The following is a 26,140-nucleotide window of genomic DNA, read 5'->3' as shown; positions in this document are numbered from 1 at the left end:
AATTTCTTCTCTATACTTAAAACAGAGTGTATTTACCGAACCAAACTCAAGACCTATGAGGAGGCGCGCCTCCTCATAGATGAATATATCTATTTCTACAACAACGAAAGAATACAAATAAAAACAAAACTGACTCCGCTTGAAAAACGAAGTCAGTATATTGCTTAAATCTTTAATTTATCCTACCATCAAGGGCGTTTTTGTACTGTCCGCACAAATTGGGGCAGTCCAGATGGATATTTCCATTTGCGGGATTTTCTCTTTTTATACATAAATTTTAAATATTATAGCAAGGATGCAGCCTCTTTATCCACAATAACAATGGTGTTCGGGTGACAGCTTAAAAGAGTAGCAGGAATTTTGGGATCAATTATCCCGTGCATCAACGCCTTGATGGCTGGCGCTTTTGATTTTCCGTTTGCAATCAGCAAAATAGTTTTTGCCTTCATAATAGGTGCAATTCCCATTGTCAGTGCTTGGGTAGGAACATCTTCAATTTTTTTAAAGAAACGTGAATTTGCTTCAATGGTGTTTTGTGTCAACTTTGTTATGTGTGTACCAGCTAATAATGTTTCTGCAGGCTCGTTAAATCCGATATGACCGTTTTGACCGATTCCTAAGACTTGGAGATCAATACCTCCATTTTCTTCAATGGCTTTGTCATATGCAAGGCATTCCTCCTGGGGATCGGCGGCTGACCCATTGGGAATATGAATTTTTTCCGGACTAAGGTTTACCTTACTATATAAATGTTGATTCATAAAATAATAGTAACTTTGATCATTTTTTTTGTTGATGGGATAGTATTCGTCCAAGTTAAATGTCGTTACTTCTGAAAAGTCCAAGTTCATGGCCGTCAAGTTCTCATACATACCGACCGGAGAAGAACCGGTAGCAAGCCCCAAAGTGCAGTTGGGCTTCAGTAAAATTTGCGCAGCGACAATTTCGGCAGATTTTTTTGATATTTCATTGTAGTTCTCGCAAATTATTAATCTCATACAAATGCTCCTTTTAATTCTAAATTTGTATTGTGAGTTCTATATTATTATATCCTTTATTTGAAATTTTGTAAATGCATTCCGTTTCATACTAATGTTAAAACCCATTCGATGAGCAAAAATATTTTTGTACAATTTCCTGCATCTGCCCTAATTTAGATTCCATATCCGCAACCAGTTTAAATTGTGTGCGTGCGCGATCTAGATTATGTCTCGGTCGATGAACTTTAAAATAGTGGTCTCCTTCCAGATAATCTGTAAGGAAGCGTGTACCACATTCCAGCGTCATCAGTTTTGCAGAAAATGGAAGAAGTTCTGCTTCTTTTGCAGTAATAGCATTTCCGAGTTCTTCCAAATATCCTTTTGTGTATTGTTCAAACAGTCCAATATCCATCCAAACGGTACTTAAATCCTGTTCATCCTCAGCTGCAGTACTGGCACCAAAACGTATCGAATCGCCAAAATCAAAAAGCATGGAACCAGGCATTACGGTATCCAAGTCAATCACACAAAGTCCTTCCCCGGTGATCTCATCGATCATAACATTATTTAATTTTGTATCATTGTGTGTTACCCTAAGCGGGATTTCGTGATTTGCAATAGCGTTAACAATCATAGAAGCATCTTTTTCACGGTCCAAAACAAATTGAATTTCGTCTTCAACTTCTTTTTTACGCCCTATACAGTCTACTGCTACCGCTTTTTTGAAATTCTGATACCGGGATACTGTATTGTGAAAAGCAGGAATCGTTTCTTTTAGTTGTTCGGCTGGAAAATCCTTTAACATATTCTGAAAATGTCCAAACGCTTTTGCACTTTTATAAAATATTTCTGGATTTTCAACTGTTTGATAGCATAGCGCATGACTGATAAATAGGTACATGCGGAACAGGTCGCCATATTTGGTAACATAATATCTCTTTCCGTCTTTGGTAGGTACCAGAGTTAATGTTTCACGGTATGGGTCACCGCAATTTGCAATAATTTTCTCATGCAGGAAATCCGTAACCAAGATAATATTGTGCATCACCTCTTCTGGATGCGCAAAAACAGTTTGGTTGACTCTTTGCAAAATATATCGTGAACTGGTAGTATTAATCAAATAGGTATCGTTAATATGTCCTTCACCATAGGGAAGAGCACTGATATATCTTCCATCTAATTTAAAATTTTCACAAAGTTCCTGGCAATCATAGGCCTTCATAGTATCCCTCCTCAATCATTTGATTCATTGCAGAGCGAACCGATGCCAAATCTTCTCGGTAGGTCATGCCGTACCATTTGTCACGGCAGTGGAATACCTTCACTTTGGCTTTTCCTTCCTGAATCAGACGATCTACTACAAAGGGAATAAAAAATTCGTCTTTCATCGGATCCTTTAAGCTGGAATAAAATTCTTTAAACTGGGTATCAAGGACATCAAAAATTTCTGGTGTAAATCCCCATAAATTCATGGAAACCTGTGTATCCTCAGGCAGCGGAATCCAATCCTGCCCGTTTTCAGTATATTTAAAACCTTGAATTTTCGTTCGTTCTGTAATAGATTTTAAATATCCATTCTCCATTTCACAGATGCCGCGAGCCACAGTACCGTTTTCTGTCAGTGTATTTTTTAAGTCAAATGCAACCATTGAAAAATCCAGTCCTTGTGCTGTGGTGAGATAACTGTGGATTTCCTGGTATGCATGACGGCCGTAATAGTCATCTGCATTGATTACAGCAAAGGGGGTTTTCACTTTGTCACGGCAGCAGAGAATGGCATGCCCAGTTCCCCACGGCTTTGTCCGGCCAGCAGGCAAAGAATTCGTTTCCTGAAAAGCATAATCTACTTCAATATTTTTTATACGGCTCCCTACAATTTCTTTAAAATCATCGTACATTTCTTCTTTAATAATAAATACGACTTTATCAAAGCCGGCCGTGGCAGCATCAAAGACAGAAAAATCAAGCAATACGGCTCCGTTTTTTGCCACTGGCGCCATTTGCTTTAAACCGCCAAAGCGGCTACCCATTCCGGCCGCCAGAGCAACTAAGGTTGTTTGACTCATTTTCCTTCCCTCCGTAGAATATTCTCTATTTTTCGTATCCATTTGGATTTTGCTGCTGCCAACGCCAAGTATCTTCACACATTTCATCTAATCCACGCAGCGCTTCAAACCCAAGTTCTTTTTTTGCTTTTTGCGGATCTGCATAGCAAGTAGCGATATCTCCGGGACGGCGGTCGCACAATTCGTATGGAATAGTCTTACCACAGGCTTTTTCAAATGCTTTTACCATATCCAGTACACTGTATCCGTGCCCGGTACCAAGATTATAAATGACAACTCCAACATTGGAGTTTAATTTTTCTAAAGCTTTCAAATGTCCGTTTGCAAGATCTTCCACATGAATGTAATCCCGTACTCCAGTACCGTCAGGTGTATCATAATCACTTCCAAATACACGAAGATGATCCAGTTTTCCGATTGCAACTTGCGCAATATAGGGAACCAAATTGTTTGGGATTCCCTTGGGGTCTTCTCCAATCATCCCGCTTTTATGAGCGCCAACAGGATTAAAATACCGAAGGAGCGCGATATTCCATTGGGGGTCTGAAACATAAAGATCTTGTAAAATCTGTTCAATCATCAGTTTGGTTTGACCATAAGGGTTGGTGCAGGAGAGCGGAAAATCTTCTCGAATGGGAATCGAATCAGGTTTACCATATACGGTTGCCGAGGAACTGAAAACAATCTTTTTTACACCATGCTTTGTCATGATTTTACAAAGACTTAATGTACTTCCTAAATTATTTTCATAATATTCAATCGGTTTTGCAACCGATTCACCCACCGCCTTTAACCCGGCAAAATGAATAACAGCATCAATTTTATGTTCTGAAAAAATTTGATCCAAAGCTGTTTCATTACGTAGATCTATTTTATAAAATGCAGGCGCTTTTCCAGTTAGCTGTGCAATCCTGTGAACTGCCTCTTCGGAACTGTTGCATAAATTATCTGCAATCACAATGTCATATCCAGCTTCCAATAACTGAACACTTGTGTGGCTTCCAATATATCCTGCTCCGCCGGTCACCAAAATTTTCATAGCAAGTACCTCCTTGAATTTATTTTATTACATTCAATATAACATGAAACAATTATAAATTCTTTATCCAATTGGACAAAAAATTTGCATATTTGGTCAAAATATGATATACTTAATCTTAGGGAGGGAGAAGTCATGGAATATCATGCAACACGATTAAAAAAAGTATTTCATGTAAATAAAATTGTTACGGTGCATTATTTTGAGTATGAGAAAAATTATTTCTTTGTTGGTGAAAGCCATGACTTTTGGGAATTTGTATATGTTGACCGTGGTGAAATTGAAATTGATATGGGTTCCGAACGGTTTGTTTTGTCCCAGGGATATGCAGCATTTCATCAACCGGGAGAATATCATAATTTACGAGCAAATGGGGTTGTCGCGCCCAATTTAGTTGTCATTTCTTTTGTGTGTCAATCACCGGATATGGATTTTTTTAAAAGGCGAATCCTTCCTTTTTCTGATGCAGAAAAACAGATTCTATCGGCCATTATTCGGGAAAGCAAACAAGCGTTCTCTTCTCCGCTGGATGATACGTTTATGTTTCGCTTAAAACGCAGGAAATCGGCGAATTTTGGGGCAGAACAATGCATTTCTTTGTTTTTGGAACAGCTTTTAATTTCCCTGCGGAGGAGTTTTGGTGGCATTAGAACAAACAGTACAGTCTTAAAGCGTATTGGAGAGAAGGATTTGGCGGCATCAGCAATTGCCTATATGCAGGAACATATTTGCGAGAATTTGAGTTTGATTCAAATTGCTGATGCTATGGGAGTGAGTCGAACCAGCTTGAAAAATACCTTTAGGGAACAGGTCGGCCAAGGTGTCATGCGGTATTTCGCACAGAAAAAAATGGAACTTGCAAAAATATTGATACGGGAAGGAAATAGGAATATCTCACAAATTTCTGCGTATTTAGGTTTTGACTCCATTCATTTATTTTCACGACGCTTTAAACAACTTACAGGAATGACACCCACGGAATACGGGAAATCGGTCAAGGTAGGATTTGAATAAAATTGTATTTTTTGTTCTTTGGTATATTTACATCCAAAACAGGGCAAGATAGGAAGGAAAGAAATTATCAACTGTCCTGAAAGGAGATTAAAGATATTATGAAAAAAAGATTTATACTTTTCATAGCAGCTGTCGTTTGCTGTATGATGCTGGCAGCCTGTGGTTCTGATGGATCTACAACTATGGATCAAGGAAGAGATACCAATGGTATGCAGGGAGAACCCACAGATGTAACAGCACATCCAGACAAAGATGAAACAAACATGGCGGAAGATGCAGGAAACGCTGTAAAAGACGTTACGGATGGAGCAGGAAATGCTGTGAAGGATGCTGCGGATGGCGCTGGAGAAGCTGTTAAAGATGTTACAGAAGGCGCAGGAAATGCTGTAAAAGATGCTGCTGATGGTGTTGGAGAGGCGGCGAAAGATTTAACTGGAGAAAAATAGCTACTAAATGTGAAAATTTGCAGTTTCTGAATATATGGATATTTACGCTTGTCTTATGTAAGCAAAGGAATAAATTTAAAACGGTGCAAAACCGTGTCGGTCTCTTTGAGCAGTCCGCACGGTTTTTTCCGTTACATTAAAAATGTTACTTTATTATGTTACACAGTAAAATGAATTTATCATATTTGTTTGAGGTATTAATCTACCAGAAATTTGTAACCTGATGTTTCTGATATAAAAAGAAAAAATGTTGCATACATTAAAGTGTGGTAAACGAAATTTAATGGTTCTGCCTCTTGTCAGATAAAGATAAAACTGGTATAATATTGGTCGGTGAATAAAAAATGCGTATTTTAGGAATTACTGGAGGAATTGGAGCTGGTAAAACCACTGTAACGCAGATGTTTGTCCGGCTGGGAGCAGATGCAGTGGATGCTGATCAAATTTCTCATGAAATTATGCTTCCCAATGGAAGTGCATATTTTCCAGTTGTGCATGCGTTTGGAAAAAATATCTTAAATGCTGATGGTACAATCCACCGTAAAAAACTGGCAGACATTGTTTTTCAAAATGAAAAGCAATTACAGCTGCTAAACCAAATAACACATGGATGTATTTTTGAAGAAATGCAGAGGCGAATAGACCGTTCTAAGGCTTCTTTACTTTGTCTGGATGTTCCTTTGCTCTTTTCCAGTGATTTTCCCATTCGATGTGATAAAACACTGGCAGTGATTGCACCAGAAAATTGCCGGATTCAAAGGGTTATGCAAAGAGATTCCTGTACCAGAAAGCAGGCCGAACAGAGAATTTGCAGACAGCTTTCTGATACAGAATTTACTGCTCTTGCAGATTTTTGTATTGTTAATGACGGATCTGCGGAAAAGATATGGGAACAGGTCAAAAATGTATATCAAATTATGATGGAGTAAAAATATGAGAAATGTACGGCCCACATACAAAGGCCGCCGTAGGCGGCAAAAAGGGGGATGCGGAGGTTGTCTGGGGAAGCTGTTGATTTTGATTTTTGTTTTTGTGGTTGTGGGCTTTTTGGGATATAAAGCCTTTCAGGGCTTTGGGATACGTAACCGTATTTTGCAGACCCGTTATCCAATTCGATATCAGACAGAAGTAGAAAAATATGCTGAGGAATTTCAATTAGAACCTGCTTTGGTGTATGCGGTTATCCGTACCGAAAGCGGCTTTGATCCATATGCTGTTTCATCTGCTGGGGCAAAAGGATTGATGCAGCTAAAAGAAGAAACGGCTTTTGATTGTGTACGAGCATTAAAAATAAATCACTTTACCGTAGATGATCTGTTTGACCCAGCTGTGAATATACGATTGGGATGTTATTATTTTAGTAAACTACTAAAAACATATGATGGATGTATTGAAACAGCAGCAGCTGCTTATAACGGCGGTCCAGGAAATGTTGAAAAATGGCTACAGGATGAAGCATTGGTGGATGAAAAGGGAAAGCTAACAAAAGTTCCCTTTGCGGAAACACGCAATTATGTGGAAAATATAGTTGAATCTTATCAAATGTATCAAAAGCTTTACACGAATGCTGAATAAAATAAAAGGAGAGATGCTTTATGGCAAAAGAAAATCAAAATGCGCAAACCTTATGTTATGAAAATAAAAACAGATTTGCGGAATTAGAGGAAAAAGAAAGAAAAAAGCTGTTCGAATTTTGTGAAGATTACAGAAAATTTATCTCTAATGCCAAAACAGAGCGTGAATTTTGCGATGATGCTTGCCGTGTTTTAGAGTCAAACGGTTTTGTGCCGTTGGAAGATAAAGCAAAATTAAAAGCAGGCGATAAGATCTATACGGTTAACCGGGGCAAAGGTGTGATTGCTGCTGTAATCGGAACGGAAGAGATTGAAAACGGAATTAATTTGGTAGGGGCTCATATCGATTCTCCACGCTTAGATTTGAAGCCGAATCCGTTGTTTGAAGAGCAGTCGATGGCGTATTTTAAAACGCATTATTACGGTGGCATTAAAAAATATCAATGGACAGCTATTCCGCTGGCTATTCATGGTATTGCGGCATTGCAGGATGGGACTCAGATCAAAATTATTATTGGAGAGGAAGAAAATGACCCTGTATTTTGTGTAACTGATTTGCTCCCGCATTTGGCGCAGGATCAAATGACAAAAAAAATGTCAGAAGCAATTCCCGGCGAAAGCCTCAATGTTTTGCTGGGCAATCTTTGCTGTGATGATCCAGATGTGAAGGAAGGCGTGAAATATAATATTCTTAAATTGCTTAATGAAAAATATGATATTCAGGAAGAAGATTTGCTCAGCAGTGAAATCGAAGTTGTCCCGGCATTTGGTGCGCGGGACCTTGGTTTTGATCGCACTATGATTGCTGGATATGGTCAGGATGACCGCGTATGTGCTTACACCGCTTTACGTGCAGTATTAGATGTCAAAAAACCTGCAAAAACAGCGGTATGCCTGTTGGTGGATAAGGAAGAAGTTGGCAGTATGGGAGCCACAGGAATGCAGTCTAGACATTTTGAAAATGTAATGGCGCGGATTTGTGCAAAGATAGTAAAGAATTATTCTGATCTTGTCCTACGGGAGATGCTATGTAATTCCACCTGTCTATCCGCCGATGTTGGCGCGGCACTGGACCCTAATTATCCTGAGGTAACGGAAAAGAAAAATTCTGCAATGATAAACTGCGGTATTATGTTGACAAAATATACTGGTTCCCGAGGTAAAGGTGGCGCCAGTGACGCAAGCGCAGAGGTAGTTGCTAAAATTCGTAAAATATTTAACGAGCACCAGGTGGAATGGCAGATTGGTGAATTGGGCAAGGTGGATGCTGGTGGCGGCGGCACCATTGCTCAGTTTGTTGCCAATTTGGATATGGATGTTATTGATGCCGGTGTTCCTTTGCTTTCCATGCATTCTCCGTTTGAGGTTGCAGGAAAGTTGGATATTTATATGACATACAAAGGATATCGCGAATTTTATCTTAACAATTAGTTTCGGAAAGGAAATTAAGCTATGTTGAAACGAATTGTATCGCTTTTGACAGCTTTCCTTTTTTTCGGAACAGCGGTAGGAGCGGAAACATCTTTACTTCCTGGGGAAGAAACTTATCTTCTTCCCCAGGAAACGGATTCTGACTATGCATTGGAAGTGCAAATACCGGTGGATCAGTTTTATCCCGGGGATGAAATTTATGTTTGCTATTCGTTGTCGGATATAAAATCAGTTTACGGAATGGAACTTTGTTTTTCTTATGATGACGATATTTTTTCTTATCAATCTATAGAAACTTTTGCAGATAACAAAAAAAATCCTGTGAACATTTTACAGCAGGAACCGGGGAAAATTCTTTTGGCCTGTTCTGTGACCGGAGAAGAAGCAGGTGCTGATACGGAACATTTGTGTACTTTAACATTAACAGCCAAAAAAGCCGGCAGTGGTAACATTATTCTATCCTCGGCTAAAATTGTTCAGAATGATTTAACTTGGCAAAACTTTATAGATATCAACATATGTACTTCGATCACTGTCAAAGATTATCCACAGGAAATAACCCCATCTCCAGGTGGGGGTGGAGGAAGCCGTCCTTCTGGATCTGGAAGTGTTCGTCCGTCAGGTGGAGGTAGTATCACTGTGCCGAGCGGAACGACAACGACTGCGGAAAAACCGGTACCGACAGAAATTCCGGAGATAGAAACCGACTTACAAAAGGATTTGATTTTTTCGGATCTTACCTCCTTTGAATGGGCTGAAGAAGCCATTGTATCTCTTTGTGATAAAGGAATTGTTTCCGGATATGAGGATGGAAATTTTCGGCCGGCACAACCGATTACCCGTGCGGAGGCTGTCAAGCTCATCTTGCTTTCCCTTTCTATGGAAAAATATGATGAAAAGGAAATATCCTTTACAGATGTCAAGAAAGATGATTGGTATTACACATATATTACAAAAGCAGCTGCATTAGGGATTATTCATGGTTATACAGATGGAAAGTGCGCTCCAGAAAATCAAATAACGCGGGAAGAATTTGCCGCTATGTTAATGAGAAGCATTAATGTAAAGGGTTATAACTTAACACCGAAACGGTTAAATATTAATTTTTCTGACGAAGAAGAAATTTCTGATTATGCAGTAGGGTATATTGATTTTCTGTACACTGCGGAAATTATGTCTGGAGATACAGATGGAAGATTTCGTCCAAAGGATCCCCTTGGCAGAGCAGAAGCTGCTGTAAGTCTGTTTCGTTTGCTTTCTGCGGAAGCAAATGCAGACGCTGAAGAGTCGACGGAAGAGAATCAGGTTTAAGGAGGTAGAAACATGTTCTTATATCATAGATTGTTCCATTTTGTTACTGTCTTATTACCTGTCCTTTTCCTTGTGTCATTTAATATTGGTGAGGCTAAAGTCGTTGAAGTGACTCCTTATGCGGATGAATTGCCATTTAATAAAACATGGGTGAACGAAGGCGATACTTTGGAACAGGCAACCGAAGTACATAATATTAATGTCTGGAAAGTGGAGGATTACGAACTCCCGACCATGTATGAAGATCCTTATGTTCTGCGTCGAACAGACAATACTTTGGAGGCATGGGTTATCTTTGAATTGCCATATATCGATTCACTGGAGATTTTAGGCTATTTCTGGCCGGAGCATGAAAATGAATTTTCGGTGTTCCTTTCTTCTGATGGAGAAACATGGGAAGAAACAACGCCGATTATAACTCGTATACCCGACACAGAGGGAAAAGAGCGCTGGACGAAAAAAAAATATCAGCTTTTTAATTTGGATAAGATAACCCATGTGAAGATCGTGTGGCCAGAAGTTGACGCTTCTTCTAATGACTGGTGGAACCCTTATTTGGGAAGTATCATTGCGACCATAAGTCAGCCAAGACCGGATGCAATCATTTCATATTTCCCGGAAGAGATGCAGATTCCGAGATTTGACACTGATTCTGTGACTTTGTCTGGAGCCGTTGTCGATCAATTGGGAATTGCTATGGAGAATTATCCCGTGTCCTGGACCGCCGAACAACCATTGCCTGCCGGATTACTGCTCAGTCCGGAAGGTATGCTGACCATTGATTCCAGCTGTAATGATGGCGCCACATTGCGAGTAACCGGCACTGCGATAGTGCCGGAATTTAAGCAACAACTTGTATCGGTAGATCAAATTGATATGCAGGGAAGAACGGTATGGAAATGGGTGCCAACAGGAAATATGGTTACATTGGAAACGCAAAAAGAAATTGTTTTTCATGCTGCTCTCCTGGGCGATACGGATGGTAATTTACAGCTGGATCAGGTTGATTTGGATTTTGTATGCCAACATTATGGTGCGCAGAGTACAGATAAGGACTGGAACAGCATCCGTCTTGCAGATATAGATGAAAATCAAAGAATTGATATTGTTGATGTAGCGTATTTCGCAAAATATAGTATATTGAAACAGGAAAATGAAGCATCTAACGAGGAAGCAACTGAGGTTTCTCAGGATAGAACAGAAGAGAAAGCGGAACCAGAAGGAGATTTGATAAAAGAATGAAACGTTTTGGATGTATTTTGCTAATATTGGGAATATTGTTGTGTCCGCTTTGTACCTTTTCCCAGGAGGATACAGTGACTGTCTCCCATTTTCCGGACGGGATTCTTTTAGATGACTGCGCGGATTTTTCTGTAGCGTATGCACATAGCGATGGAATCTACGTGGACGTTACTACAGAAGAAAACCAATATGCATTTGATGATTATACAATGTTTATGCGCAGTGAGGCAACGCAGGAATGGGTCGAATATGAAATACCGAAGAACCAGTATCTAATTTTTCATACTTACTTTCGGCAAAATGAGGATATATCTCATTTCACATTTTCCTGGTCAATGGACGGAGAAAACTGGAATTCAGTACAACCGGCAATTGAAATCTGTACGGTGGAAGAATGGAGATGGATCCCTGTTTTTTATACATTAAAAACTGTAGATCGAACTGCAAAATTTATACGTATTACATTCGAAAATACCACCGGAACAGCGTGGTCACCCAGCATTGCTGGCGTTTACAGTAAATATCAGTCAGATAATGATCCAGGGTTTGCTGATTGTATTGATACTCCTTATTATGCAGCTTCTTCTATGTTGAAAAATTTAGGACTTGTGTCAGGATATAATAACTATGAATATCAGCCCGAAAACATGATTACTCGAGCTGAGTTTGCTAAAATGACAGCTTCGGTATTAAATTTGCAGACTTTATCAGGAACAGAGGAAAAACAGCTTTTTTATGATCTTCCCAAATCACACTGGGCTGCTGCTTCAGTATCAGCGTTGTATGGGTTAGGCGTTGTGCACGGGGACGAAAACGGATATTTCCATCCAGATGATCCTGTGACAGGCCAGGAAGCGCTAAAAATTTTGGTATCTGCCTTGGGGTATACCATTGCTGCCCAGGATATAGGCGGGTATCCCAATGGCTTTTGGCAGATGGCCGTCAGATTAAACCTTTTGCAAAATGTTTCGCTTGATCAAACGCAGAATCTGAACAGAGGTATCGCTGCATTGCTGTTTGTTAATACGCTGCAAAGCGAAATGATGTATCAGACTGAATTTGGCGGGGAAGAAAATGAATTTAAGAAGGATGGAACAACTGCGCTAAATTATTATCATCATATATACGAAATCAAAGGTGTTTTGACGGATGTGGGACCAGCTTCTATTGCAAGCCAGCGTATGCTGCAAAATGGAACTGCTGCGGTTGATGGACAAACCTTTCGCATGGGAGATTTTCCACTAAAAAACCTTTTGGGTCATCGGATTATTGCCTACATACGTTACGAAAATAATTTGGAAATTGGTACAATTCTTTATGCAGAAGCTGAAAATGGAGAAATGATTATCGACTTGACACCCGAACAATTTTTGGGCGTACAGGACAATATGGTTTTATATACTGATCAAAACCAAAATATTTTTCGCCAAAGCTGTAGCAGCAATACAAGGGTTATATACAATGGAAGGTATGATACCAGAATTGGCACAGCAAAACCGATCGAATTAACCAGTGGAAATATGCAGTTGGTAAGATATGCGGGCAGTCGCAGCATAGATGTTATTTTAATCTATGATTATCAAACCTATCGAATGGCAGCTTCGGGCCGATTGGGTAGTGTATTAACCGATTATGATTTAGGAGCAGTGTCTTTGCAGGTTGAAAATGCAGAAGATATAGAACTATACTGTTATGGCGAAAAAACTGCGTATACTCCAGAAGTGACCGTACAGAAGGATGATGTAGTACAACTTGCCGCAAGCCGGGACGGTAAAGTATGCAGGATTCAAATTTTTCAAGATCGTATTACTGGCATACTAAATGGGTTCCGTGAGTCGGAAGGCACAATTACCTTAAATGGTGAAGAAATTCATTTATCTAAAAACTTTGATGTTGCCCGTATACCGGATTTGCTGGGAAAAACAATAACGGTTTATTATGACATTAATCATTTTGCCGCATTTTTAGAAACGGATATGGGGACAAGCCAAGGATATGGATATCTTCAAGCGATAGCGCCACTTGATACCTTTGCGGATGAAGTTTTGCTTCGTGTTTTAACCGAAGAGGGAAACTGGGAAACTTTGAAAGCAAATGGACAAACTCGCCTGAATGGGAAAAAAGGCAGTGTATCAGAATTTGCAGTATTGGCTCCGCAGCTGATCCGTTTTAAGGCAAAAGAGGATAAAACACTTAGTTATATTGAAACAGCCAGCGAACAAAACGGAAAGGTTGGTCAAGAAGGTTTTTGCTTAACCTATTCTACAGAAAATGGTAAATATTATGGAGATCAGCTGCGTGTCATTGATTCTGTATATCAGCTATCTTCTGATGCAAAAATATTTTTTATACCAGAAAACAAAGCGGAACTGAAGGATTACAAAGTTGGTATTTTTTCTGATTTAATTACGGATCGTAATTATCGAATCGCCTTATACGATGCAGGGAGAGATTATGTTATAAAAGCGGCTGTTGTGGATGCTGGAGGCAGTCAGATGCGTCAATTGGAAAATTATGATCCAGTAGCTATTGTTGAAAGTTCCGCAAACATTTTGGACAGTGAAGGTAGGCTGTGCTTGGACGTTCAAGCTTGGGTAAACGGCGAAATAACCCATGTGTATTTTGATGCTGAGGGCGGTGAAGACGTGACTGGAAGTTGGATTCCAGGATATGTACCGCGCATTACTGCAAACGGCAATAATCCATTTCAACCAGGTGAGGTTTTCCAATATTACATGGATGATGCAAGCCATTGTAAGTATTTCCGTATGCTTTTAACACAAAATTCGCTAATGGAAAATGTATTTTATGAATCTCATTTAGGAGATTATGGAGCCTTGACGGAACAAAGTTATTTCAGTGAACTGTATTCCATGTATGGAACGGTACACGAAAAATATGCAAATAAGATTTTGGCACAATCGGATGGCAAGGGGTATCTCAGGACTTTTTCATTAGATGGAGCGATGGTTTATCGATTTGAAACAGATAGAAAAAAATTGTCAGTAGCAGATGCGTCGGATATTGCCCCAGGCAGTAAAATTTTTGTCCGCATGAATTTTACAGCCGTTAAGGAAATGATTGTCATAGAATAATAATTTTTTGCCTATGGAATAATTCCCCTCTGCAAGGGAATGATATAATTGAGGTGATGAGATGTTTAAAGGAAAAATTACTGTTATCGGTGCAGGAAATGTGGGCGCAACTATCGTTTATACCATGGTGCTCAGTGGTCTTGTTTCAGAGGTTGTTTTGATTGACATTAATAAGGATAAAGCAGAAGGCGATGCCATGGACATGAATCATGGCTTATGTTTTGTCAGTCCAGTGCGTGTCATTGCAGGCGATTACTGTGATATCAAAGGCAGTGACATGGTAATCATTACCGCAGGAGCCAATCAACGTGAGGGTGAAAAGCGAACAGATCTTTTAAAACGGAATGCTGGAATCTTTAAAGATATTGTAGATCATGTTCTTAAATACTGCCATGATGATACCATCTTGATGGTTGTGACCAATCCGGTGGATATTTTAACTTATATTACCTATAAACTGTCAGGATTTTCAAAACAAAATGTGATTGGTTCAGGAACTGTACTGGATACCGCACGGCTGAAATATTTGTTAGGCGAGCACACCAATGTTGATGTGCGGAACGTACACACTTATATAATTGGCGAGCATGGTGATTCCGAGGTGGCAGCTTGGAGTGTAACTAATGTTGCGGGAATGGGAATTGAACAATATTGTACAAGCTGTGGATGCTGCAATTCCTTGGATATGTGCAAGGAAACATTTTATAACCGTACCCGTAATGCTGCCTATGAAATTATTGACAAAAAAGGTGCTACCTATTACGCGATTGCACTTGCGGTTCGAAGAATTGTGGAAAGTATTATTGGTAATGAAAACTCAATTTTAACTGTTTCCAGTTTATTTGAAGGTGAATATGGAATTTCCGATGTTTGTCTAAGCGTGCCAACTATTGTGGGAAGCGAAGGGGCAGAACGAATCTTAGAAATTGATTTTTCGGAACAGGAGCTTTTGGGGCTTCGTGAATCAGCGGGTAAACTGAAACAGCTTGCAAAGGAGATAGGTTTTTGATGAAAACGCTGCGAATTTCTGGAATTGAGCCGGAGTCCATTGTAGATGGACCCGGCATACGTTATGTTGTTTTTGTACAGGGGTGTCCGCATCACTGCAAAGGATGTCATAATCCGCAAACCCATGATTTTGACGGCGGACATGATCAAGCCATTGAAGAAATCCTGGACGAGATCAAGAAAAATCCTCTGCTCAGTGGTGTGACCTTTTCCGGCGGAGAACCGTTTTGTCAGCCAGAACCCTTGACTGAACTTGGAAAAGAAGTGAAGAAGTTAGGATTAAACCTTGTATGCTACAGCGGTTATACTTTTGAAGAATTAATAAAGCTCTCTGAAAAAGTGCCCGCAGTCATGGAATTGCTTCAATTAAGTGATCTTTTGGTGGATGGACGTTTTGTTTTGGAAGAAAAAAGTTTGATGCTTAAATTTCGCGGGAGCAGAAATCAGAGAATTGTAGATGTCCCTGCTTCATTAGCAAAGGGTGAGGTTGTTTTAGCGGAAATATAATACATAAATAACAATATGCAGAGAATAGGCCGGTAAAAATCGGCCTATTTTGTGTTTTATGTTGAAATCTGCCTTGACAAAGGAATAAGGCAGGTGTACAATAAAAGGTAGCAAACTGATAGACAGAGAGGATGTTTTTAAAATGTTTATTGATGAAAAATATATGAATGAATTACTTGAAAATGCCAAACATACAGATGAAGCAGAAATCACACGAATTCTAGATAAAGCAGACCATTTCGAAGGATTGACCCATCAGGAAGTTGCAGCCCTTCTAATGATGGACAACCCTAAGCAGCTGCAAAGAATGTTTGAAATTGCTTATAAAATCAAGCAGCACATTTATGGAAACCGGATTGTTATGTTTGCTCCGCTATATGTAAGTGACTATTGTGTAAATCAGTGTAAATACTGTAGTTACAACTGCAAACATCAGTTTAACCGTCGGCGGCTTACTATGGATGAGATACGAGAAGAAGTTAAAATTCTGGAAGCAATGGGACATAAGCGGTTGGCTGTTGAGGCTGGTGAAGATGACGCAAAATGCCCTATTGATTATATCCTTGAATGTATGAAAACCATTTACGACATGAAGTTTGAAAACGGTGAAATTCGTCGCGTAAATGTGAATATTGCAGCTACTACCGTTGAAAACTACAAAAAATTAAAAGAAGTTGGTATTGGAACTTATATTCTGTTTCAGGAGACATATCATAAACCGACTTACCTTGAAATGCATATTTCTGGCCCAAAACGCAATTATGAATATCATACTACCGCTTTTGACCGGGCAATGCAGGGTGGAATTGACGATGTCGGCGGCGGCGTGCTTTTTGGTCTTTATGATCCCTATTTTGAAGTTTTAGGACTTATGCTCCATAATGAACATTTGGAAAAAGAATTTGGCGTCGGTTTCCATACCATTTCCGTTCCCAGAATACGAAAGGCAGAGGGAGCATTGCAAACAGAATTTCAATACGCTGTAGATGATGAAACTTTTAAGAAGTTGGTAGCGGTAATACGGCTTGCCGTTCCATTTACTGGAATGATTATTTCTACACGGGAAAGCGAAGAAATGCGAAAAGAACTGATTCGTTTGGGAATTTCACAAATGAGTGCAGGTTCTGCCACTGGAGTTGGAAGCTATAAAAGCCATAAAGACAGCAGTGTGCAGTTTAAGGTTATTGATGAGCGTGATGCAATGGACGTGATTAAATGGATTATGGATGAAGGAATGGTTCCGAGTTTTTGTACTGCCTGCTATCGCAGTGGCAGAACTGGTGACCGCTTTATGTCGCTTGCTAAATCTGGAAATATTAAAAATGTTTGTCTGCCGAATGCGCTTATGACGTTAGCTGAATATGCAATAGACTATGGTGATGATGAGTTTAAAGAAAAGGCTCACGCCATTATTCAAAAGGAAATTCCCAATATCGGCAATGAGAACGTTCGGGAACTGGTAAAGAACAATATTGAAAAAATTAAGCAGGGACAACGCGATTTATTTATTTAATAAAAGAAAATTGAGACAGGGAGGTTGTTAAGATGGAACAAACACCCATTTCCATGCGTAAACATATTGCAATTATTGGAAAAACCAATGCGGGTAAATCCACTATTTTTAATTTACTACTTGGACAAGATGCTTCTATCGTGTCGGATGTAGAAGGCACTACGACTGATCCTGTCGTTAAAGCGGCAGAATTGATTCCTTTTGGACCTGTTGCCCTCATTGATACAGCTGGATTTGGAGATAAAACAGAACTTGGCAGACAACGCATGCAAAAAACACAACAAATTCTTCGCAGGGCTGATTTGATTTTAAATGTAATAGACGCAGGAGATGTTACCGCAGCAGAAGAATACAAAGGTTCTGTTCCGGTGATACCGGTATATACTAAATGTGAAAATGTTTCCGCCAACTTACTTAAAAAATATAAAGAAGAAAATCCGAATGCTGTATTTCTTCAAAAAGATAGTGCAGAAGCTCTTGATTCACTGCGAAAAACAATTACGGAGCGGCTAAAAGAACAGGAGAAGGAAGATAATACCTTAATCGGTGACCTGCTTCCGGTTGGAAGCCGTCTCCTTCTTATTGTCCCTATTGATAGTGCGGCTCCTAAGGGGCGTTTGATACTACCTCAGGTACAACTGATTCGAGATTGTTTGGATCATCATATGAAGGCTTATATTGTCCGAGAAACAGAAATTGAGGAAGCATTGCAAGAACTACGAAAAATAGATTTGGCAGTCACAGATTCACAGGCTTTTGCTATTGCTAATAAGTCGATTCCTCCAGAAATTCCATTGACTTCTTTTTCCATGCTTTTGGCACGCCAAAAGGGGAATTTTGAGCAATATTTAGCGGGTGCTGTCCAAATTGCAAAATTAAAAAATAATAGTCGCGTACTTGTTTTGGAAGGCTGTACGCACAATACAACCCATGAAGATATTGGGAGAGTCAAAATTCCGGCTCTCATTCAAAAAAAAGTTGGAGTCAAATGCGAATATACTTATTGTGCGGGATATCAGTTTCCTGATAATTTCAAAGATTTCGATTTAGTATTGTCCTGCGGGATGTGTATGGTTAATCGTCGAGAGGTTAGTACGCGGCTTGAAAAACTTCGTGACGCAGGGATTCCTGTTGTCAATTATGGTATTGCTCTGGCATATCTGAACGGAATCTTAGAGCGTGCAAGTTATATTTTCACCCATCCTAAAAAATAAAGGAGTAGTTATGCAAAAAAAAGAATGGGCAGAGCAAATTAAACAATTTCAAAATGGACCTAGTCAGGAATTAAAAAAAAAGGCATTGCAGACCCGGCTTCTAAGCTATGGCCGGGGTGTCTTTTTGCGTGGATTGATTGAGTTTAGTAATTACTGTAAAAATAATTGTTATTATTGTGGAATTCGTGCTGGAAATCATCACGTTTGTCGATATCGGTTAACACAGCAGGATATTTTGAATACCTGTAAAAAGGGACATGCCTTGGGATTTCGGACATTTGTGTTACAAAGTGGAGAAGATCCTTGGTTTGATGACCAGAAAATTTGTAGTATTATTTCTCAAATCAAAGAGATGTATCCCGACTGCGCCATTACACTTTCTATTGGTGAAAAATCTAAAGAAACATACCGTGCTTTTTTTGCGGCCGGAGCAGACCGCTTTTTATTGCGTCATGAAACGGCAGATGCGACACATTACCGAAAACTACATCCTGATGTAATGTCATTGGAAAACAGGAAAAAATGTCTTTATGATCTTCGTGAGATAGGGTTTCAGGTCGGAGCCGGATTCATGGTGGGTTCTCCATTTCAAACGATTGAAACTTTGGCAGCTGATATGAAGTTTTTAGAGGAGCTTCAGCCGCATATGGTAGGACTTGGCCCTTTTCTTCCACATAAAGAAACACCATTTAAGGATTTTCCACCTGGAAGCTTAAACCTAACTTTAACCATGCTTTGCTTGGTTCGGATTGCCTTACCGAATGTTTTACTTCCGGCAACAACAGCTCTCGCCACACTTTCAGAACAAGGCCGCGCTTTGGGACTTGCTTGCGGTGCCAATGTTATCATGCCAAATTTGTCCCCGCCAGAAGTTCGAGGCTCTTATTCATTATATGATAACAAAAAATGTACAGGAAATGAAGCTGCGGAAGAGATCGCCCTTTTACAAAAAGAGGTGGAAAACGATGGATTTTTCCTGGATTTTTCCCGCGGTGATAGTAGAGTGCATTAAAGAAAAATGAAAAAATAAGTGTAATGGTAAAACCACGTTTTCATATGAGCTACCGATCCTCGTTGTTGCTGAATCGATTCTATTAAGATATACAATAAAAAAATGCCTCAATCACCTTGATTGATGGCATTTCTTTTTCAATTAACATAAAATAATTAATTGTTTTTCCATATAAGAGTAAAAATAGAACCTTGTCCAAGGGTACTTTCACAGTTGATCTCTGCTCCTAAATAAGCAGCGCCATGTTTTACAATGGACAGACCCAGACCTGTTCCACCGATTTCTTTTGAATGACTTTTATCCACACGATAAAATCTCTCAAAGATACGTTCCTGATCTGAGGACGGTATACCGATGCCGGTATCTGCTACTTGAACGGAAGTTTGCGTTTTGTCTTGGAATACTGTTACGATCACTTTCCCATGGGGATGGTTGTATTTGACTGCATTGTCGCATAGATTATAAATGATTTCATCTAAAATCACAGGTGCACTGTGGATTACAGCATGGACACCTTCTAACTTCAGTTGAATATTATTTTTTTCCGCTGAAGACTTCAAACGGTCCAGAATTTCACCGCTCATAGTATATAAGTCAATATCTTGATATTCATAAGGATGACGCCCTTCGTCAAGCTGAGAAATTTTTATAATATCCTCTACCAAAACAATAAGACGCTGGGCCTCTTCAAAAATTTTGCTTGCAAATTTTTGAATATCCTCTTTTTTCACCATACCGTCTTTCATTATTTCTGCAAATCCTGAAATGGAAGTAAGCGGAGTTTTTAATTCATGAGAAACGTTGGCAGTAAATTCACGGCGCAGGCATTCTCGCTCGGTTGTTTCAGTGACATCAATCAAAAGAAGGACAGCTCCTTCTGGATCTTTATCCCAGATAACTGGATTGGCAGCCACTTGGCAATAACGATTTTGAATATTTAAAACTGTAGATGCATGATGACCATTTAAAGCTTCTGTAACTACATTCTGAAACTGCTCACTTCGATTCAGTACAAGTACACTCTGATTTTCCCGTATTCCTGCAGCATCCAGTAGTTTTAACGCACTCCCGTTCCAAGAAAGAAGTATTGTATTTTTATCAATTACAAGCAGACCTTCCTGCATATTTTCTGTAATAAGTGCAAATTCTTCCTGCTGATGTTTGGCTCCTGCAATCTGCCGTTGAATGGTTCGGCTTTGATGTCCAATTTTAGAAAGCAAAGGAGCAATTTCATCATATACTTTTTCATCATCCATGGGATGCTCCAGATCCAATTCATTGATCGGCTTTACAATTTTTTTGGATGCTCTAGACGCAAAAATACCCGATAAAACAATTAAAAGGATAAAAATAAGCAATACCGGATAAATCATACTTCCAATTAGGGAAAGTATAGTGTACTGTGTGCTGCTGACACGGAGCACCTGTCCATTTTCTAACCGCAGTGCGTAATATAAGGTGCGCTCTGACAGTGTTTTGGAATAACGTACAGCGCTACCGGAGCCGTTTGCCATTGCGGCCTGAATTTCTTCCCGTCCGCTGTGATTATCCATAGACGATTGATCTGCTAAATTATCAAATAGAACAGTACCATCCTGATCAATCAGTGTAACCCTTTCTTGAGATGGGCCTAATTCTTTTAAAACTGTCACGCCAAGCTGTTCAACCGCTGTTGAAAGGTATTCCGCTTCGTTTTGTAATTCTTTATGGAGTTGATTGTCAAAATACCTGTACAAAGTACCCATAATCAGCGCGAAGCCAGCAATTAGTACAACAGCAGCTACAAAAAAAATTGATCTAAATATTCGTTTGGTCATTGGATTACCTCCGCATTTTATATCCGATACCGCGTACGGTTTCTATGTATTCTCCAGCATCACCAAGTTTTTGCCGCAGAGTACGGATATGTACATCTACAGTCCGGCTTTCGCCGTCAAAGGCATAACCCCACACCTGATCTAATAATTGCGAGCGTGTAATCACTACACCTTGATTTGCCATTAAAAGGCAAAGAATCTCAAATTCTTTGAGTGTCAGAGAAATCGGTTCACCTTTTACTTCAACTATGTGGCGGGACGGGCAAACATACAGAAAGCCAATCTGGTATTCAGCATATTCTTTCTTTTTTTCTGTCCTTCGTAAAACCGCACGAATTCTGGACAACAATTCCATCATTCGAAAGGGTTTGGAAATATAATCATCGGCTCCGCTGTCTAATCCTAAAACGGTGTCATATTCACTATTTTTTGCAGTTAGCATAATGACAGGAAGAGATTCCGTATCCGATGCACGGCGTAATTTTTTTAATATCATCATGCCATCTTCCTCTGGGAGCATAACATCAAGCAGGAGAAGATCCGGATGTTTATGTTTCATCGCTTTCCAAAAATCAGATGGACACGAAAAACCTTCAGCTTCAAGTCCTTGAGAGTTTAGGGTATATATAACAAGTTCTCTGATGCTTTCATCATCTTCTAAAAGATAAATCATTCTTTATCCTCCGTTTTTCAATTTCTGATCTAATATATATAATGACATTATATCATATAGATTAGAAATTTGCATCATTTTTATGCACTCCAGTTACAGAATATTCTACCCATTCTGCGACATTAACTGCATGGTCTCCGATTCTTTCAAAATATTTTGCTGCCATTAAGAGATCCATTGCAGCTTTGGCATCTAATCCATTTTGGCGGATCAGATCCATTAATTCTAATTTGATCTTTTCAAAAAGTTGATCTACTTCATCATCTTCCGCCATAACCTCGGCTGCCATTTTGACATCACTTTTAACAAATGCATCTATACTTCGCGTGACCATACCTACAGTTGCCCGTGCCATGTCCCCGATATGCACTTTGCCAGGTGCATCGCAGTCGGCAAGATAAGGTGCAAGTTCCGCAATATCCGCAGCTTGATCACCAATACGCTCTAAATCAGATATCATTTTTAAAGCTGCTGAAATGATACGGAGATCTTTTGCTACCGGCTGTTGCTGAAGTAAAAGCTTTAAGCATAGGTTTTCAATGTCTCGTTCTTTTTGATTTATTTCTGTTTCGGCCGCATTAATATCAGCACTTAAATTTTCTTTCTTTAAAAGCATATTAGCACATAACGAAATGACTTGTTCGCATAAACTACCCATTCGAATTAATTCAATGTGCAAAGTCTGCAGCTGTTTATCAAACTGTGTCCGCATTAACCAAACCTCCCTGTAATATAATCTTCTGTTCGCTTGTCTTTGGGAACCGAAAACATTTGCTCTGTTTTGCCATCTTCAATTACCTCACCCAGCAAAAAGAATGCCGTCCTATCTGAAATTCTGGCTGCTTGCTGCATATTATGGGTGACTATGATAATTGTATATTCTTTTTTCAACTCATCCGCCAATTCTTCAATTTTTAACGTAGAGACTGGATCCAAGGCACTTGTCGGTTCATCCATAAGCAAAACCTCAGGTTGTACTGCCAATGCACGTGCAATACAAAGCCTTTGCTGCTGACCTCCCGAGAGTCCTAATGCGCTCTTTTTCAGCCTGTCTTTTACTTCGTCCCAGATAGCGGCCTGTTTTAAAGAAGTTTCCACAATTTCATCAAGACGCAGCCGGGAACGTATTCCCTCCAACCGTGGACCATACGCAATATTATCATAGATGCTCATTGGGAAGGGATTTGGTTGTTGGAATACCATACCAACTTTTTTTCTTAGTAAAGTTGTATCTACTCCTGGAGCATATATGTTTTCACCGTCTAACGTAATTTCTCCCGTAATTTTGACACCGTTGACAAAATCATTCATGCGGTTCAATGTTTTTAAATAAGTAGATTTTCCACATCCGGAAGGTCCAATCAAGGCTGTAATCGCTTTTTCCTCAATATCAATATTAATATCTTTTAAGGCGTGATTTTCACCGTAATATAAATCAAGATTTCTTGTTTTGATTTTAACATTTTTCATCATTGCAAATCCTTTCCTAATACCGCTTTTGTTAATCTCTCCGGCCGGTATCAAATTTTTTGGCTAAAAACTTAGTCAAAAAGTTTATACCAACAACGATAACCAAAAGAACCACTGCAATACCAAAGGCAATAGAATATTGCCCTTTGGACATACTGAGATATAGCTGAATCGTCATAGTTCCACCAGATTCAAAAATTTTTGTGAAGTATCCGATCGGTGTTTTCGGCAGAATGTATCCGCTTCCAGCCGTAAATAACAAAGCAGCTGATTCCCCTACGATTCTGCCCACAGCCAAAATAATTCCGGTAATGATGCCTGGCATGGCAGAAGGCAATAAAATAGTTCGAATCATATACCATTTGGTAGCTCCAATTCCTAAAGCACCACTTCGATAACTATTTGGTACAGTTTTCAGTGCTTCCTGTGTATTTCGTGTTATTAACGGCAGAATCATTAGAGTTAATGTGAAAGCACCGCTTAAAATGGAATATCCTAGTTTTAGTGTATTTCCAAAAAAAACCATGCCAAATAAACCAAATATAATGGAAGGAATACCGGCTAGTGTCTCGGTGGTAAATTCGACAATTCTAACAAAACGTCCAGGTTTTGCGTATTCGTTTAAAAAAATGGCCGAACCAACACCTATGGGAGTGGCAATAAGGAGTGTAATTACAATAATATATAATGTATTAATAATATTTCCGGCAATTCCTGTGGTACCATCAATCGCGCTGGTTGCTTTGGTCAAAAATTCTAAGTTAATGCTTCCGATTCCTTTGACTAAAACATAGCCAATAATACCAATGAGTAAAAGAACAGAGATTGCGGCTGAAAAATAAATACAAATGTATAAAACAGTGTCCTGAATTCGGGATTTTTTCTTAATTAATGAATTAGGCATCATGTTTCTCCCCTTTCAGGATTTTTGTAAGTACAATATTGATCACCATAATAAATACAAACAATACCAATCCGATCGAAAACAGTACCATTCGGTGTGTATCTGCCGCATAACCCATTTCAGAAACAATGGCAGTTGTCAGGAACCGGACCGAATTAAAAGGAAAAGGAGGGTTAACAGAACTTCCGGATACCAGACTGATTGCCATAGCTTCACCAATAGCACGACCAATTCCCAGCACAATTGCCGTGACAATTCCTGATCTTGCTGCAGGCATTTGAACTTTAAAAATGGTTTGAATATGTGAAGCACCCAGACCGAATGAAGCATCTTTCAAGCTTTTTGGAACTGCTTGAAGCGCAGATTGGCTGATATTAATCACCGTGGGAAGAATCATAATTACAAGTACCAAAACGGCTGAAATAAGATTTGCACCCCCGGTAAACTGATGGGTAGGACTGTTTTCAAAAATAATTTGCTCAAGTTTATACATAAATGGATTCAAAATCATCAAACCAAGCAACCCATATATAACAGAAGGGATACCAGCTAGCAAATCTACAGCAGGGCGAACTGCTGCGGCTAATTTTTTAGGTGCTACTTCCGACAAAAAAACTGCAGTTAGAACACCAATCGGCACCCCGAGAATAATTGCCATTGCCGTACCTACAATGGAAGTTAAAATTATATATAAAATACCAAAACTAGGATTTTGTGCGGTTGGCTCCCAAACAGGGTTAAATAGTATTTCCGCCACGCCGACATCGGCAAACGCAGGTACACCCTTTAAAAACATATAAAGTGTGATAGAAAATACAGCCAAAATGGCTACTACGGCACAGATTGTAAAAATAATCTGTGCCGTATTTTCTACAACAACCTTGGTCTGACTGCTTCTCATGACGGATGAATTTGTGTTTGCTTTCATCGTATCACCAGACCTTTATCATTATTGCGGTAAAATTAATCCGACTTTTTTAATAATTTCCTGTCCTTCGGAAGATTCTACATAATCAAAGAATGCTTTTACAAGATCGCTCTGTGAGGAAATTTCTCCTTTGGTAGCCATAACAAACGGACGGCAAAGGAAATAGGAGCCAGAGAGAATGTTGTCGGCAGTAGGTTCTACATTATCTAAAGATACTGCATTTACAGTATCATTAATTACGTCCAAAGATACATATGCAATCGCTCCTTCAGTGGAAGCTGCTTTTGCCATCGCGGCACCAGTACTATCCAGCTCATTTGCATATACGCATTTTTCTTCAATGCCTAAAATTTCTTCAAATGCACCTCGCGTACCGGAACCAGCTTCCCGGCCCACTACCACAATAGCAGTATCAGAACCGCCTACCTCACTCCAATTTTTGATGGTGCCGGTATAAATTCCAATCAACTGGTCTTTGCTTAGGTTTTTTACAGGATTGGCTTTGTTGACCACCATTGCAATTCCGTCAATGGCAACAATATTTTCAACGGCTCCACTGGATTTTTCACTGTCCTTTAACGCTCTGGAAGCATTACCTATATCACATTTTCCGCCTACCAAAGATTCAATACCGGCAGAGGATCCTACAAATTCCGCATTTACGGTAACACCGGGATTAGCAGCCATAAAACCTTCAGAAAGTGCATTGGCTAACTTTTCCATGGAAGTGCTTCCTACCATTGAAATGTTTCCGCTAAGTTTTGCTGTTTGGCTTTGCGTAGTTCCGGATGTACCGCTGTTGTCTTGCTGTGCAGTTTCTGTACACCCTGCTAAACCAATGGTAAGTAATGCCGCTGCAGTTATCAGAGAGAGTATTTTTTTTGCTTTCTTCATTT

The 26,140-nt window shown here is 39.5% G+C and carries 25 protein-coding genes; 14 read left to right on the top strand and 11 right to left on the bottom strand.

Going from position 1 to position 26,140, the window contains the following annotated elements:
* Positions 1–12: 12 nt before the first annotated feature.
* Positions 13–168, top strand: coding sequence for an IS3 family transposase (locus tag INF28_RS04355; protein ID WP_404815140.1), 156 nt, complete (start codon positions 13–15; stop codon positions 166–168).
* A gap of 116 nt (positions 169–284) precedes the next feature.
* Here the strand turns inward: INF28_RS04355 and nagB are convergent, their stop codons facing one another.
* From nagB to galE, 4 genes are all read right to left on the bottom strand, one after another.
* Positions 285–998: a glucosamine-6-phosphate deaminase gene (gene nagB, locus INF28_RS04350; RefSeq protein ID WP_226392247.1), complete on the bottom strand. Its 714-nt coding sequence runs from the start codon at positions 996–998 to the stop codon at positions 285–287.
* A 97-nt stretch (positions 999–1,095) separates the two neighbouring features.
* A complete protein-coding gene (locus INF28_RS04345; protein ID WP_226392246.1) occupies positions 1,096–2,202 on the bottom strand; it encodes a phosphotransferase enzyme family protein in 1,107 nt (368 codons plus the stop codon).
* Positions 2,189–3,046 carry a nucleotidyltransferase family protein gene (locus INF28_RS04340; protein ID WP_226392245.1) on the bottom strand — a complete coding sequence of 286 codons (858 nt, stop codon included), beginning with the start codon at positions 3,044–3,046 and terminating at the stop codon, positions 2,189–2,191. The genes INF28_RS04345 and INF28_RS04340 overlap by 14 nt, the downstream gene beginning before the upstream one ends.
* Positions 3,047–3,071: 25 nt before the next feature.
* Positions 3,072–4,085 carry a UDP-glucose 4-epimerase GalE gene (gene galE, locus INF28_RS04335; RefSeq protein WP_226392244.1) on the bottom strand — a complete coding sequence of 338 codons (1,014 nt, stop codon included), beginning with the start codon at positions 4,083–4,085 and terminating at the stop codon, positions 3,072–3,074.
* Between the two features lie 135 nt (positions 4,086–4,220).
* Between galE and INF28_RS04330 the strand changes: the two genes are divergently transcribed.
* From INF28_RS04330 to hydE, 13 genes are all read left to right on the top strand, one after another.
* The gene (locus INF28_RS04330) at positions 4,221–5,099 is read left to right on the top strand and encodes an AraC family transcriptional regulator (protein WP_226392243.1); all 879 of its coding nucleotides are present in this window, start codon (positions 4,221–4,223) and stop codon (positions 5,097–5,099) included.
* Positions 5,100–5,197: 98 nt separating this feature from the next.
* On the top strand, positions 5,198–5,545 hold the full coding sequence (locus INF28_RS04325) for a hypothetical protein (protein ID WP_226392242.1): 348 nt from the start codon (positions 5,198–5,200) through the stop codon (positions 5,543–5,545).
* Positions 5,546–5,889: 344 nt separating this feature from the next.
* Entirely contained in the window at positions 5,890–6,474 is a 585-nt protein-coding gene (coaE, locus tag INF28_RS04320) for a dephospho-CoA kinase (RefSeq protein ID WP_226392241.1), read from the top strand.
* A gap of 4 nt (positions 6,475–6,478) precedes the next feature.
* Positions 6,479–7,120, top strand: a complete 642-nt coding sequence (locus INF28_RS04315; RefSeq protein ID WP_226392240.1) for a lytic transglycosylase domain-containing protein — start codon at positions 6,479–6,481, stop codon at positions 7,118–7,120.
* Positions 7,121–7,140: 20 nt separating this feature from the next.
* Positions 7,141–8,550 (top strand): aminopeptidase, encoded by a 1,410-nt coding sequence (locus tag INF28_RS04310; protein WP_226392239.1) that lies wholly within the window; start codon positions 7,141–7,143, stop codon positions 8,548–8,550.
* Between the two features lie 21 nt (positions 8,551–8,571).
* Entirely contained in the window at positions 8,572–9,861 is a 1,290-nt protein-coding gene (locus tag INF28_RS04305) for an S-layer homology domain-containing protein (protein ID WP_226392238.1), read from the top strand.
* 12 nt (positions 9,862–9,873) lie between these two features.
* Positions 9,874–11,103, top strand: coding sequence for a hypothetical protein (locus INF28_RS04300; RefSeq protein ID WP_226392237.1), 1,230 nt, complete (start codon positions 9,874–9,876; stop codon positions 11,101–11,103).
* Positions 11,100–14,198 carry an S-layer homology domain-containing protein gene (locus tag INF28_RS04295; protein WP_226392236.1) on the top strand — a complete coding sequence of 1,033 codons (3,099 nt, stop codon included), beginning with the start codon at positions 11,100–11,102 and terminating at the stop codon, positions 14,196–14,198. Before INF28_RS04300 ends, INF28_RS04295 begins: the two co-directional genes overlap by 4 nt.
* A gap of 61 nt (positions 14,199–14,259) precedes the next feature.
* Entirely contained in the window at positions 14,260–15,207 is a 948-nt protein-coding gene (locus INF28_RS04290; RefSeq protein WP_226392235.1) for an L-lactate dehydrogenase, read from the top strand.
* Positions 15,207–15,713: an anaerobic ribonucleoside-triphosphate reductase activating protein gene (nrdG, locus tag INF28_RS04285; protein WP_226392234.1), complete on the top strand. Its 507-nt coding sequence runs from the start codon at positions 15,207–15,209 to the stop codon at positions 15,711–15,713. Before INF28_RS04290 ends, nrdG begins: the two co-directional genes overlap by 1 nt.
* A 142-nt stretch (positions 15,714–15,855) precedes the next feature.
* Positions 15,856–17,226, top strand: a complete 1,371-nt coding sequence (gene hydG / locus INF28_RS04280) for a [FeFe] hydrogenase H-cluster radical SAM maturase HydG (protein WP_226392233.1) — start codon at positions 15,856–15,858, stop codon at positions 17,224–17,226.
* 32 nt (positions 17,227–17,258) lie between these two features.
* Complete coding sequence (hydF, locus tag INF28_RS04275) at positions 17,259–18,440, top strand: [FeFe] hydrogenase H-cluster maturation GTPase HydF (RefSeq protein WP_226392232.1); 1,182 nt, start codon at positions 17,259–17,261, stop codon at positions 18,438–18,440.
* 10 nt (positions 18,441–18,450) lie between these two features.
* Positions 18,451–19,452 (top strand): [FeFe] hydrogenase H-cluster radical SAM maturase HydE, encoded by a 1,002-nt coding sequence (gene hydE, locus INF28_RS04270; RefSeq protein ID WP_226392231.1) that lies wholly within the window; start codon positions 18,451–18,453, stop codon positions 19,450–19,452.
* A gap of 155 nt (positions 19,453–19,607) precedes the next feature.
* Here the strand turns inward: hydE and INF28_RS04265 are convergent, their stop codons facing one another.
* The 7 genes from INF28_RS04265 to INF28_RS04235 all read right to left on the bottom strand — a co-directional run bounded on the left by INF28_RS04265 (position 19,608) and on the right by INF28_RS04235 (position 26,138).
* A complete protein-coding gene (locus INF28_RS04265; RefSeq protein WP_226392230.1) occupies positions 19,608–21,269 on the bottom strand; it encodes a sensor histidine kinase in 1,662 nt (553 codons plus the stop codon).
* Between the two features lie 4 nt (positions 21,270–21,273).
* Positions 21,274–21,942, bottom strand: a complete 669-nt coding sequence (locus tag INF28_RS04260; RefSeq protein WP_226392229.1) for a response regulator transcription factor — start codon at positions 21,940–21,942, stop codon at positions 21,274–21,276.
* A gap of 61 nt (positions 21,943–22,003) precedes the next feature.
* A complete protein-coding gene (gene phoU / locus INF28_RS04255) occupies positions 22,004–22,654 on the bottom strand; it encodes a phosphate signaling complex protein PhoU (protein WP_226392228.1) in 651 nt (216 codons plus the stop codon).
* Entirely contained in the window at positions 22,654–23,415 is a 762-nt protein-coding gene (gene pstB, locus INF28_RS04250; protein WP_226392227.1) for a phosphate ABC transporter ATP-binding protein PstB, read from the bottom strand. The genes phoU and pstB overlap by 1 nt, the downstream gene beginning before the upstream one ends.
* A gap of 28 nt (positions 23,416–23,443) precedes the next feature.
* The gene (pstA, locus tag INF28_RS04245; protein WP_404815139.1) at positions 23,444–24,319 is read right to left on the bottom strand and encodes a phosphate ABC transporter permease PstA; all 876 of its coding nucleotides are present in this window, start codon (positions 24,317–24,319) and stop codon (positions 23,444–23,446) included.
* Positions 24,309–25,217 carry a phosphate ABC transporter permease subunit PstC gene (gene pstC / locus INF28_RS04240; RefSeq protein ID WP_404815138.1) on the bottom strand — a complete coding sequence of 303 codons (909 nt, stop codon included), beginning with the start codon at positions 25,215–25,217 and terminating at the stop codon, positions 24,309–24,311. The genes pstA and pstC overlap by 11 nt, the downstream gene beginning before the upstream one ends.
* Positions 25,218–25,265: 48 nt before the next feature.
* Positions 25,266–26,138, bottom strand: a complete 873-nt coding sequence (locus INF28_RS04235) for a phosphate ABC transporter substrate-binding protein (protein WP_226392225.1) — start codon at positions 26,136–26,138, stop codon at positions 25,266–25,268.
* Between the last annotated feature and the right edge of the window lie 2 nt (positions 26,139–26,140).

The sequence above is a fragment of the Ructibacterium gallinarum genome, from assembly GCF_014982785.1.
In the GTDB taxonomy this organism is placed as follows: Bacteria; Bacillota; Clostridia; order Monoglobales; family Monoglobaceae; genus Ructibacterium; species Ructibacterium gallinarum.
Note: the sequence above shows the minus strand (reverse complement) of the source record. Positions and strands in the feature narration are given on the sequence as shown.

Excerpts from the sequence above, each read along its gene's own strand:
- nagB (WP_226392247.1), bottom strand. The coding sequence starts at position 998 with ATGAGATTAATAATTTGCGAGAACTACAATGAAATATCAAAAAAATCT.
- INF28_RS04345 (WP_226392246.1), bottom strand. The coding sequence starts at position 2,202 with ATGAAGGCCTATGATTGCCAGGAACTTTGTGAAAATTTTAAATTAGAT.
- INF28_RS04340 (WP_226392245.1), bottom strand. The coding sequence starts at position 3,046 with ATGAGTCAAACAACCTTAGTTGCTCTGGCGGCCGGAATGGGTAGCCGC.
- galE (WP_226392244.1), bottom strand. The coding sequence starts at position 4,085 with ATGAAAATTTTGGTGACCGGCGGAGCAGGATATATTGGAAGCCACACA.
- INF28_RS04330 (WP_226392243.1), top strand. The coding sequence starts at position 4,221 with ATGGAATATCATGCAACACGATTAAAAAAAGTATTTCATGTAAATAAA.
- INF28_RS04325 (WP_226392242.1), top strand. The coding sequence starts at position 5,198 with ATGAAAAAAAGATTTATACTTTTCATAGCAGCTGTCGTTTGCTGTATG.
- coaE (WP_226392241.1), top strand. The coding sequence starts at position 5,890 with ATGCGTATTTTAGGAATTACTGGAGGAATTGGAGCTGGTAAAACCACT.
- INF28_RS04315 (WP_226392240.1), top strand. The coding sequence starts at position 6,479 with ATGAGAAATGTACGGCCCACATACAAAGGCCGCCGTAGGCGGCAAAAA.
- INF28_RS04310 (WP_226392239.1), top strand. The coding sequence starts at position 7,141 with ATGGCAAAAGAAAATCAAAATGCGCAAACCTTATGTTATGAAAATAAA.
- INF28_RS04305 (WP_226392238.1), top strand. The coding sequence starts at position 8,572 with ATGTTGAAACGAATTGTATCGCTTTTGACAGCTTTCCTTTTTTTCGGA.
- INF28_RS04300 (WP_226392237.1), top strand. The coding sequence starts at position 9,874 with ATGTTCTTATATCATAGATTGTTCCATTTTGTTACTGTCTTATTACCT.
- INF28_RS04295 (WP_226392236.1), top strand. The coding sequence starts at position 11,100 with ATGAAACGTTTTGGATGTATTTTGCTAATATTGGGAATATTGTTGTGT.
- INF28_RS04290 (WP_226392235.1), top strand. The coding sequence starts at position 14,260 with ATGTTTAAAGGAAAAATTACTGTTATCGGTGCAGGAAATGTGGGCGCA.
- nrdG (WP_226392234.1), top strand. The coding sequence starts at position 15,207 with ATGAAAACGCTGCGAATTTCTGGAATTGAGCCGGAGTCCATTGTAGAT.
- hydG (WP_226392233.1), top strand. The coding sequence starts at position 15,856 with ATGTTTATTGATGAAAAATATATGAATGAATTACTTGAAAATGCCAAA.
- hydF (WP_226392232.1), top strand. The coding sequence starts at position 17,259 with ATGGAACAAACACCCATTTCCATGCGTAAACATATTGCAATTATTGGA.
- hydE (WP_226392231.1), top strand. The coding sequence starts at position 18,451 with ATGCAAAAAAAAGAATGGGCAGAGCAAATTAAACAATTTCAAAATGGA.
- INF28_RS04265 (WP_226392230.1), bottom strand. The coding sequence starts at position 21,269 with ATGACCAAACGAATATTTAGATCAATTTTTTTTGTAGCTGCTGTTGTA.
- INF28_RS04260 (WP_226392229.1), bottom strand. The coding sequence starts at position 21,942 with ATGATTTATCTTTTAGAAGATGATGAAAGCATCAGAGAACTTGTTATA.
- phoU (WP_226392228.1), bottom strand. The coding sequence starts at position 22,654 with ATGCGGACACAGTTTGATAAACAGCTGCAGACTTTGCACATTGAATTA.
- pstB (WP_226392227.1), bottom strand. The coding sequence starts at position 23,415 with ATGATGAAAAATGTTAAAATCAAAACAAGAAATCTTGATTTATATTAC.
- pstA (WP_404815139.1), bottom strand. The coding sequence starts at position 24,319 with ATGATGCCTAATTCATTAATTAAGAAAAAATCCCGAATTCAGGACACT.
- pstC (WP_404815138.1), bottom strand. The coding sequence starts at position 25,217 with ATGAGAAGCAGTCAGACCAAGGTTGTTGTAGAAAATACGGCACAGATT.
- INF28_RS04235 (WP_226392225.1), bottom strand. The coding sequence starts at position 26,138 with ATGAAGAAAGCAAAAAAAATACTCTCTCTGATAACTGCAGCGGCATTA.